The sequence below is a fragment of the Streptomyces sp. NPDC059455 genome (assembly GCF_042750115.1).
Taxonomy (GTDB): Bacteria; Actinomycetota; Actinomycetes; order Streptomycetales; family Streptomycetaceae; genus Streptomyces; species Streptomyces endocoffeicus.
Window position 1 is genome coordinate 25,279 of sequence record NZ_JBHYVB010000126.1, and the last position, 9,574, is coordinate 34,852.

Below are 9,574 nucleotides of genomic sequence, written 5' to 3' on the forward strand. Positions count from 1 at the left end.
GCACGCGGCCCCGGGACCGCTCAGCACGTGGCCCGGGGGCCGTTTCAGCACGCGGACGGCAGCGGGGTGAGCAGAAAGCGCCCGACCAGACCCACGGTGGCGTCGACGCGCTCCGCGAACTCCTCGGCCAGCTCCGGCACCCCGCGCAGCCCCCACAGCGCGCGGAACGCCGCCCATGCGGCGTCCCGCGCCTTCTCCAGGCTCCAGGAGCCCACGAGATGGGTGAGCGGATCGGCCACGTCCAGCAGGTCGGGGCCGGGCATCAGCTCCTCCCGGATTCGCTCCTCCATCCCCGTGAGCAGCGCGCCGATCCGGTCGAAGTCGCCCTCCAGGGCGTCCGGTTCGAGGTCCCGGGCCCGGCAGGTGTCCAGCAGCGCAAGCGCCAGGTCATGGCCGATATGGGCGTTGATCCCGGCGAGCGCGAACTGCACCGGGCGGACCCCGGGATGGCACCGCAGCTGGAACAGCGGCCGCCAGCAGGCGGGCGGCCGCCCGCCGGCGGTCACCGCGTCGACCGCCGCCAGATAGCGCTCGGCGAACCGCACGTCCAGCTCCTCGGTGGCGGACGGGTCGTGGAAGTACCCGTCCGCGAGCCGTCGGCCGACCTCCTCGGTGACCGACAGATACACCCCGTTGAAGACCGCCACCCCGTCCCCGGGCGGCAGCGCCGCGCCGAGCGCGCTCATGCGCGCCACGACGCTTCTCACGGTGCGCGGCGCGAGCCGCGCGGGCGTGGGCGTGGGCATGGGCATCGTCATGGACGCCAGGGTGGCAGGCCGGACGGGCGCGGTCCCGCCGTACGCCGCCGCTTCCCCTGGACGGCCTAACGTCCCGTCAACCGCCGTATCACAGCACACCCGCGTCGCGCGCCGTCCACATCGACGGATACAACGGCCGCCAGCCCAGCTCGTCGCGCAGCCGGAGGTTGGAGGTGATCCCGAACCAGGGGTCGTCGGTCGTCCGCCCGAGCATGCCCTCGGGCAGCGGCGCGCCCATGAGCTGGTGGATTTCGACGACGGTCGGCGGGGCGTCGTCGACGATGTTGTACTTGCGGCCCGACACCGAGCCACCGGCCGTGCCGCCCGGTGCGCGCAGCAGCCGCAGCAGCGCCTGCGTCGCGTCCGCGTGGTGGATCATGGCGAGCCGCTGGTCCCCGGCCCAGCTCTCCGCATGCGGCAGAAAGTTCGCCACATGCGGATCGCCGTCCCCGTAGACGAAGGCCAGGCTGCCGATCCGCAGATCGAGGCCGTGCTCGCGGTGCAGCGCCAGCAGCTCCCGCTCCGCCTCGGCCTTCGAGGCGGGGTAGGCGCCCCACAGCACACCGCCGGGCCGGCTCTCGTCGTCCTCCGTGAACGGCCGACCGCGCGAGGCGCCGTACACCAGATTGGTGCTGACCTGGAGGAACCGGCTCGTCCCGGCCTCGACCGCGGCCCGCCCGAGCGCGACCGCCGCGTCCCGGTTGACCGCCCACGCCTCCTCGTCCGGCACCCCGCGGAAGGCCGCCGCGATGTTGACCACCGCGTGCACCCCCTCCATGGCCCTCCGCAGATCCTTCTCCTCGCGCAGATCGCCGACCATGAGCCGCGCGCCCTGGGCCGCGAAGGGCGCGCCGCGCTCCTCGTCGCGCACCAGCACCCGTACCTCGGTACCGGCCGCGGGCCGCTCCAGCAGCCGCTTGGTGAACCGCCGTCCCACCTGACCGGTCGCGCCCGTCACCAGAATCAAGGGCATGAGCATCCGCCTTTCGTCTCGTCGCTCGGCCCCAGCCTGCGGCGAGCGGGGCGGGGCCGGGAGAGACCTCCTCATCCAGGGATCCGCAGACCCTGGATACGGGACGCGGGCACGGCGACGATGGGAGCGTGCATCGAACGGAACTCGCCGACTTCCTGCGCCGCTGCCGCGCCCGCCTCGGCCCCGCCGAGGTGGGGCTGACGCCCGGCCCCCGACGCCGTACGCCAGGGCTGCGCCGGGAGGAGGTGGCCCAGCTCGCGGGCATGTCCCCGGACTACTACACCCGGCTGGAGCAGGCCCGCGGCCCGCGCCCGTCCCGTCAGATGCTGACCGCGCTGGCCCGGGCGCTGCGGCTCACCGACGACGAGCGCGACTACCTCTTCCACCTGGTGGGGGAGGAGCCGCCGCGCGACCGCAGCACCTCGGAGCATGTGCGGCCCGGTCTGCTCAGGGTGCTGGACCGGCTGTACGACACCCCGGCCCAGGTGATCACCGACTGGGGCGAGGTGCTGGCGCAGAACGCGATGGCGGCGGCGCTGGTCGGCGACATCATGGGACGGCCGCCCGGCGACCGCAATATCGTCCGGTCCTTCTTCACCCGGCGGGACGACGCCTCCGGCACCCCCGGGATCTTCCCGAGCGAGGAGATCGAGGAGCACGCCCGGCTGCATGTGGCCACCCTCCGGGCCGTGCTCGCCGCCCGCCCCGACGACCCGGGCCCGGCGGGGCTCGTGGCCGAACTGCTGTCGGTGAGCGCGGAGTTCGCGGCGCTGTGGGAGGACCATGAGGTGGCCATACGGCACTCCACGGTCAAGCGGTTCACCCACCCGGTGGTGGGGACGATGGAGCTGGACTGCGAGGTCCTGCTGAGCTCGGAACACGCCCAGCGGCTGATCGTCCACACCGCCCGCCCCGGCAGCGAGTCCGCCGAGCGGCTGGAGCTGCTGCGGGTGGTGGGCCTGCAGGACCTCGCCCCGCGAGAAGCGCTTTAGCGAAGCGCTTCAGGGGCTACCGGCTTGAGGGCGCCGACCGTTCGTTGTCGTATCCGCTGGTGCCCGCGTCCAGCAGGGGCTCCTGCTGCTTCAGGTGTGCCGGGGCCAGGGCGCGCAGCACGTGGTAGCCGAGCAGCACCACGATCGTGCCGAGCGCGATCCCGCCCAGCTCGAAGTTGTGGCCGATCTTCAGGCTGACGCCGCCGACGCCGATGATGACGCCCGCCGCGACCGGCACCAGATTGACCGGATTGCGCAGGTCCACCTTGTTGTGCACCCAGATCTGCGCGCCGAGCAGCCCGATCATGCCGTAGAGGATGACGGTGATTCCGCCCAGCACCCCGCCCGGCACCGCCGCCACCACCGCGCCGAACTTCGGGCACAGTCCGAAGAGCAGCGCGAAGCCCGCGGCGGCCCAGTACGCGGCGGTGGAGTACACCCGGGTGGCGGCCATGACCCCGATGTTCTCGGAGTACGTCGTATTGGCCGGGCCGCCGACCGAGGTGGAGATCATGGTCGCCGCGCCGTCCGCGGCGATCGCCGTGCCCAGCTGGTCGTCGAGCGGATTGCCTATCATCTCGCCGACCGCCTTCACATGCCCGGCGTTCTCGGCGATCAGCGCGATCACCACCGGCAGCGCCACCAGCACCGCCGACCAGTGGAAGGTGGGCCCGTGCAGGGACGGCAGACCGATCCAGTCCGCCTTGGTCACACCGGAGAGATCCAACCGCCAGTGGTCGGTGACCCGTCCGCTGCCGTCGATGGAGTGGATCTTGCCGAAGACGCGGTCGAAGACCCAGGAGACCGCATAGCCGAAGACCAGCCCCAGGAAGATCGCGATACGCGACCAGAAGCCCCGCAGACAGACCACCGCCGCCCCGGTGAGCAGCATCGTCAGCAGCGCGGTCCACTGATCGGCGGGCCAGTACGTACCGGCGGTCACCGGGGCGAGGTTGAACCCGATGAGCATGACCACCGCGCCGGTCACCACCGGCGGCATCGCCACGTGGATGATCCGGGCGCCGAACGTCCGTACCGCCAGACCGCTCAGCAGCAGCACACCGCCGACCACCAGGATCGCCCCGGTGACGGCGGCGCTGCCGCCGCCCTGCGCCCTGATCGCGGCGGCCACGCCGACGAACGACAGGCTGCACCCCAGATAGCTGGGGATCCGGCCGCGGGTCGCGAGCAGGAAGAGGATGGTCGCGACTCCGGACATCATGATCGCGAGGTTGGGGTCGAGCCCCATCAGCACCGGGGCGACAAAGCTGGCCCCGAACATGGCCACGACGTGCTGCGCGCCGAGCCCCATCGTCCTCGGCCACGACAGCCGCTCATCCGGCTTGACGACGGCACCGGGGGCGGGGGTGCGCCCATCGCCGTGCAGGGTCCAGCCCACGCCGAGGCCCATGACTGCTCCACTTCATCGCTACGGGGGATTCGCAGCAATGTTAGTTGGCCGAAAATATGCGCCGTGCAGCTATGTGGGATCGGCCGTGGTGACGTCGTTGGTGAAGTCGTCGGCCAGCGACTGCGCCTCGGCGTAGCCGGGCAGGTCGGCGGCTTGTTCGACACGGGCGGGGGCGCCCGGGTGGGCGGCGATCGACCACGCCAGGTCCACGGCGTGGTCCAGGGCGGCCCGGAAGAGCAGCGAACCGCAGCTGATCCGCCGCACCCCGAGCTCCGCCAGCCGCTCATAGGTGTGGCGACCGGGTGTGAAGAGGATGTTCAGCGGGGTCTCGCCCAGGTCGTCGGCGAGTGCGCCGATGTCCTGCTCATCGGTGAGCGCGGGCACGAAGATCCCGTCCGCGCCCGCCCGCACATACGCCTCGATGCGCTCGGCGGTGGTGGCCAGCGAGGGCGGGGTGCCGCCACCGATCGCGGCGAGCCAGTGGGTGTCGGTCCGGGCGTTCACGAATAGCCGGGGCACCCGCTCCTTGACGGCCTCGATCACCGCGTACTGCCGGGCCAGCGGCGCGAGGGTGCCGTCGGGGCGTCCGTCCTCGATGTTCACGCCGACCACCCCGGCCCGGTCCAGCTCGGCCGCGACCGCCGCGACCTCCTCGGGCCGGTCGCCGAACCCGCCCTCGATGTCGACGGTCACCAGCGCCGGGAGCCGGGCGATGCCCCGGGCGAGGGCGAGGGTGCCGTCGCGGGCGGCGCCCGTCGCGTCGGGCAGCCCGGCCGCCGCGGCCACGCCGAGGCTGGTGGTGCCGATGGCGGGGAAGCCGCGCCGGACGAGGGCGGCGGCGGAGGCGTGGTCCCACGCGTTGGGCAGCAGCAGGGGCCGGTCGCCGTGGTGGAGCCGGCGGAAGGCGGTGTGGCGCTCGGGGGCCGGGCCGTCGCTCGTATCGCTCATATCACCGACCGTACGGCCGGATCCTTTCGGCGCTCACCGAACGATGGCGGTGCCGGAGCCGGACGGTCGCCGTGCCGGAGCTGACCGATGGCGGTGGCGGAGCCGGACGATGGCGGTGTCAGCCGGAGTCGGTGCACCGCCCCGGCGGCCCGCCCCTGGTCAGGAGAGCGTGGCCCGGGACGTCGACGGGTCGGGGTGCGGGGTGGAGCCCGTGGCGTCCGTCCCCGCCGGGGTCCGCAGCACCCCGGCCCCCGCCACCAGCCCCAGCGCCAACGTCGTGACCAGGCAGAACGAGATCGTCAGCGAGGTCAGATCCGCGATCGAGCCCATCGCCGCCGGAGCGATCAGCCCCGAGGTGTACGTGATCGTGGCGACGCCCGCGATGGCCTGGCTCGGGGCCGGGCCGCTGCGCGCGGCGGCGGCGAAGGCCAGCGGCACCACGACCGCGATGCCCAGGCCGATCAGGCCGAATCCGGCGATGGCGATGGCGGGCCCGGAGGCGGTGACCACGAGGATGCCCCCGGCGGTCGCGAGGACGCCGCCCGTCCGTACGGTCCGCACCGGCCCGAAGCGGCCCACCACCGCGTCCCCGACAAGCCGGGCACCCGCCATCGTGCAGGAGAAGACGGTGGTGCAGGCGGCGGCCACACCGGGGGAGGTGTCCAGGACGTCGCGCAGATAGACCGCCGACCAGTCCAGGCTCGCCCCCTCCGCGAAGACCGCGCAGAATCCCACCGCGCCGATGATCAGCGCGGAGCGGGGCGGCGGGGCGAAGCGGGGCGGCGGGTGCTCCTCGGGGGCGCTGCGCAGGTCCAGCACCCAGTGGCAGGCCACCGCGCCGAGCACCGTGAGGACCCCGGCGGCGATGGCGAGATGCAGCCGGGCGTCGGCCTCGGCGTGTGCGGCGACCGTGCCCGCCGCCGAGCCGGTGAGCGCGCCGACGCTCCACATGCCGTGCAGCCCGGACATGATCGAACGGCCGAGGCGGTTCTCGACCTCCACACCGAGGGCGTTCATCGCGACGTCGGACATCCCGGCGGTCGCGCCGAAGATGAGCAGCACACCGCACAGCCAGACCAGTCCGGGCGCGAGCGGGGGCATCACCAGCCAGACGGTCCACAGGGCGAGCAGTCCGCGCAGCGCCGCGCGGGCGCCGAAGCGATGGCTGATCCGCCCGGCCAGGGGCATCGCGACCGAGGCCCCGATGGCGGGGAAGGCGAGCGCGAGGCCGAGTTGACCGGCGCTCAGGTCCAGCCGCTCCTGGATCCAGGGGATACGGGTGGCGAAGTTGCCGGTCACCGCGCCGTGCACGGCGAAGACCGCCGCCACGGCGATCCGCGCCCGCCTTACCGGGCGCATCTCGGACGCCCCGGACTCCTTGAGCATGCCCATGCTTGTCGCACCCTCCCCGTAGCGCCGACCCGTGTCCGCGTCCGTACACGCGTGCCCGTGCACCCGTGCCAGTGCCTGTGCCCGTACTTGTGCCCGTACCCGTGCTTGTGTCCGGCCTGTGCCGCGGCCCACCGGAAACTATCAGGAAGGGTCCCTGATAGATAGAACATTTCCCGCTGCCTTCTGGAAGGATCCCGGCATGACCTCGACGAGCGTGTCCGTGGCGGGCCGCACCGCCTCTCCGAGTACGGCGCGGGCCATCAATGACCGCCTCGCCCTGCACCTGCTCAAGGACAAGGGGCCGTTGACCGCGGGGGAGCTCAAGTCGCTGACCGGGCTGTCTCGTCCCACCATCGCGGACCTGGTCGAGCGGCTGCGGCAGACCGGACTGGTGGCGGTCGTGGGGGAGTCGGGGGCGGAGCGCCGGGGGCCCAACGCCCGGGTGTACGGGATCGTCGCCGACAGCGCGCATGTGGCCGGGGTCGACGTCCGTACGGACGGCGTCGCCGTCTGTGTGGCCGATCTGCTGGGCCGGACCGTTGCCGAGGAGTCGCTTCCGGTGGCCCCGGACGTGGATCCGGCGCACACCGTGGCGGCCGTGGTGGCCCTGGTGGAGCGGGCCGCCGAGCGGGCCGGGGCGGCGCGGCTGCACCACATCGGGATCGGGATGCCCGGCCTCATCGACCCCGCCACCGGGGAGCTCAACTCGCCCGGCGGGCTGCCCTCCTGGCACCGGGAGCTGGCCACCGCACTGCACGGCGGCCTCGCGGCACCGGTGCTGCTGGAGAACGAGGTCAATCTCGCGGCCGTCGCCGAACAGCGGCTCGGCGCGGTGCGCGACCGCGACACCTTCGTACTGCTGTGGCTCGGCCACGGCATCGGCGCGGCCGTGGTGCTCGACCGGGTGCTGCGGCGCGGTGCGTCCGGCGGCACCGGGGAGATCGGCTTTCTGCCGGTGCCCGGCACCGCGGGGCTGCCCTCCGCCACCGGCTGCGATGGCGGATTCCACTCCCTGGTGGGCAGCGCCGCGGTCTGTGAACTCGCCCAGCAGCACGGTCTGGAGGCCCCGGCGGGCGGCTTGCACGGGGACGGAGCGGAGGGCTCCGGCGCGGCGGAGGCGGTGATCCGCGCGGCCCTGGAAGCGGGGGAGCGGGGCGAGGCGTTCCTGGACGCGCTGGCGGCCCGTATCGCGCTGGGCGTCGCCGCGATCTGCGCGGTGCTCGACCCGGGGTGCGCGGTGCTCGGCGGTGAGGTCGGCCGGGCCGGGGGCGCGGGGCTCGCCCGGCGGGTGGAGGAACATGTGGCCCGGCTGTCGCCGCTGCGGACGTGGGTGCGGGCAGGGGTGGTGGGCGGTGGCGGGGTGCTGCGGGGTGCCGTGCTGACGGCGCTGGACGCGACGCAGAACGAGCTGTTCGGCGCTCCGTAGGCCGCGGTGGCCCGGCGGTTGGCCGCGCCGGTGGGGGCGGTGGCCCGGCGGTTGGCCGCCCCGGTGGGGGCGAGCGGATTCCTGTGCGATCTCTTGTCGTGCCCATGGAGCCGTCTTACTCTGAGCCCGATCTCAATTCTGAATAGCGTTCAGCTATCTGATTGGAGTGCTCGATGGGTGCACCTCCAGCGGGACGCGGGCGGATCGCCCGGGTGATCGTCGCCGCCGCTGCCCTCCTGGCCGTCCTGGCGATCCCCGCCGCCCCCTCCGCGCAGGGCGCCGAGCGCGTCCGGCATTCCGGCCCGGTGCCCCGCACGGTGGTGCTCGACGGGCCCCGACTGTCCCTCACCAAGCTGAAACTGCAGCTCGGAGACCGGAATCTGCGGCGGACCGTACGCGATCTGACCACCCAGGCCGACCAGTGGATGAAGCAGGGCCCCTGGACGGTCACCGACAAGGACCAGATGCCGCCCAGCGGCGACAAACACGACTACTTCAGCCAGGCCCCCTACTGGTGGCCCAGCCAGCCCAAGACCGAGGACAATCCGTACGGCTGCCCCTACGTTCAGAAGGATGGCCAACGGAACCCCGACGTGGACAAGATGACGGACCGTCCCGAGGTCGGGAAGGTCTTCGAGTCCGCCTACGAACTCTCGCTGGCCTGGTACTACACCGGTAAGCGGGCCTACGCCGAGCACGCCGCGGACATCCTGCGCACCTGGTTCATCACCCCGGCGACCCGGATGAACCCGAACCTGAACCACGCGCAGTTCATCCCCTGCAAGTACGACGGCCGCTCGATCGGGATCATCGACTTCTCCCAGGCCTTCACCAGCCTCCTCGACGCCGCCGCGCTCCTCGATACCGGCGCCCCCGGCTGGTCCAACAGCGACCACGCGGGCTTCCGCACCTGGAACAAGCAGTTCCTGGACTGGCTGGTGAACAGCGACTTCGGCAAGGAGGAAGGCGCCGCCGAGAACAACCACGGCACCTTCTACGACATGCAGGTCGCCGCCATCGCCACCGCCTTGGGCGACCGGGACCGCGCCCGCCAGGTGCTCCGCGACGCCCGCACCAAGCGCATCGACACGCAGATCGCGGCCGACGGCACGCAGCCGCAGGAGCTGGAGCGGACCCGGAGCTTCCACTACTCGACGTTCAACCTGGTCGCGTACACCCGGATGGCCGCCATCGGGAAGCACGTCGGGGTGGACCTGTGGCACTACACCGGGCCCGGCGGCGGGAGCCTCTTCAAGGCGGTCGACGTCCTGCTCCCGGCGGCCACGGGCGCCGCGCCCTGGCCGTACCCGGAGCTCGACTTCCGCGCCTACGCGGCGAGCGACATCGTCCACGCGGCGGCCGACGCGGGTGACCGCAAGGCCCGTGCGGCGCTGCCCAAGCTCCAGACCCCGCCCGGCGGCGACCTGTGGGCCCTGCGGCCGGCGGTGGAACAACTCGACAGCATCGCCCAGGGCTAACGAGCACCTCTCCCTGCCCCTTCCCGACCCGAGGGCAGGCCCCCGGGCCCCGTCCGGAAACGGTCTCCGCGCCGCGGCATCCGGCCGCTGGGGTCGGGGTTTGCGGGCGGTAGGGGGGTCGGGGGCCCGGGGCTGCGGTTGGTGGTTGTGGTGGTGCCTGGGGGGTCGGTGGCGGGCGTGTCTCTTCTCCCCGCCC

At 73.0% G+C, this 9,574-nt stretch carries 8 protein-coding genes; 3 read left to right on the top strand and 5 right to left on the bottom strand.

Annotated elements, in window-relative coordinates; genetic code table 11:
• Window positions 1–44 precede the first annotated feature (44 nt).
• Together ACFXB5_RS34740 and ACFXB5_RS34745 are read right to left on the bottom strand one after the other, a co-directional pair.
• A complete protein-coding gene (locus ACFXB5_RS34740) occupies window positions 45–758 on the bottom strand; it encodes a DUF5995 family protein (RefSeq protein WP_385215570.1) in 714 nt (237 codons plus the stop codon).
• 88 nt (window positions 759–846) lie between these two features.
• The gene (locus ACFXB5_RS34745; protein WP_385215573.1) at window positions 847–1,731 is read right to left on the bottom strand and encodes an NAD-dependent epimerase/dehydratase family protein; all 885 of its coding nucleotides are present in this window, start codon (window positions 1,729–1,731) and stop codon (window positions 847–849) included.
• A 128-nt stretch (window positions 1,732–1,859) separates the two neighbouring features.
• Between ACFXB5_RS34745 and ACFXB5_RS34750 the strand changes: the two genes are divergently transcribed.
• Window positions 1,860–2,723, top strand: coding sequence for a helix-turn-helix transcriptional regulator (locus ACFXB5_RS34750; protein WP_385215575.1), 864 nt, complete (start codon window positions 1,860–1,862; stop codon window positions 2,721–2,723).
• A 16-nt stretch (window positions 2,724–2,739) separates the two neighbouring features.
• Here the strand turns inward: ACFXB5_RS34750 and ACFXB5_RS34755 are convergent, their stop codons facing one another.
• From ACFXB5_RS34755 to ACFXB5_RS34765, 3 genes are all read right to left on the bottom strand, one after another.
• Window positions 2,740–4,134 carry a uracil-xanthine permease family protein gene (locus ACFXB5_RS34755; RefSeq protein ID WP_385215578.1) on the bottom strand — a complete coding sequence of 465 codons (1,395 nt, stop codon included), beginning with the start codon at window positions 4,132–4,134 and terminating at the stop codon, window positions 2,740–2,742.
• Window positions 4,135–4,203: 69 nt separating this feature from the next.
• Window positions 4,204–5,082, bottom strand: a complete 879-nt coding sequence (locus ACFXB5_RS34760) for an isocitrate lyase/phosphoenolpyruvate mutase family protein (RefSeq protein ID WP_385215580.1) — start codon at window positions 5,080–5,082, stop codon at window positions 4,204–4,206.
• Between the two features lie 159 nt (window positions 5,083–5,241).
• Window positions 5,242–6,474: an MFS transporter gene (locus ACFXB5_RS34765; protein WP_385215582.1), complete on the bottom strand. Its 1,233-nt coding sequence runs from the start codon at window positions 6,472–6,474 to the stop codon at window positions 5,242–5,244.
• Between the two features lie 199 nt (window positions 6,475–6,673).
• Here ACFXB5_RS34765 and ACFXB5_RS34770 point away from each other — a divergent pair, with 199 nt between their 5' ends.
• Together ACFXB5_RS34770 and ACFXB5_RS34775 are read left to right on the top strand one after the other, a co-directional pair.
• A complete protein-coding gene (locus ACFXB5_RS34770) occupies window positions 6,674–7,900 on the top strand; it encodes an ROK family transcriptional regulator (protein ID WP_385215585.1) in 1,227 nt (408 codons plus the stop codon).
• Window positions 7,901–8,073: 173 nt separating this feature from the next.
• Entirely contained in the window at window positions 8,074–9,378 is a 1,305-nt protein-coding gene (locus ACFXB5_RS34775; protein ID WP_385215586.1) for an alginate lyase family protein, read from the top strand.
• Window positions 9,379–9,574: the final 196 nt, after the last annotated feature.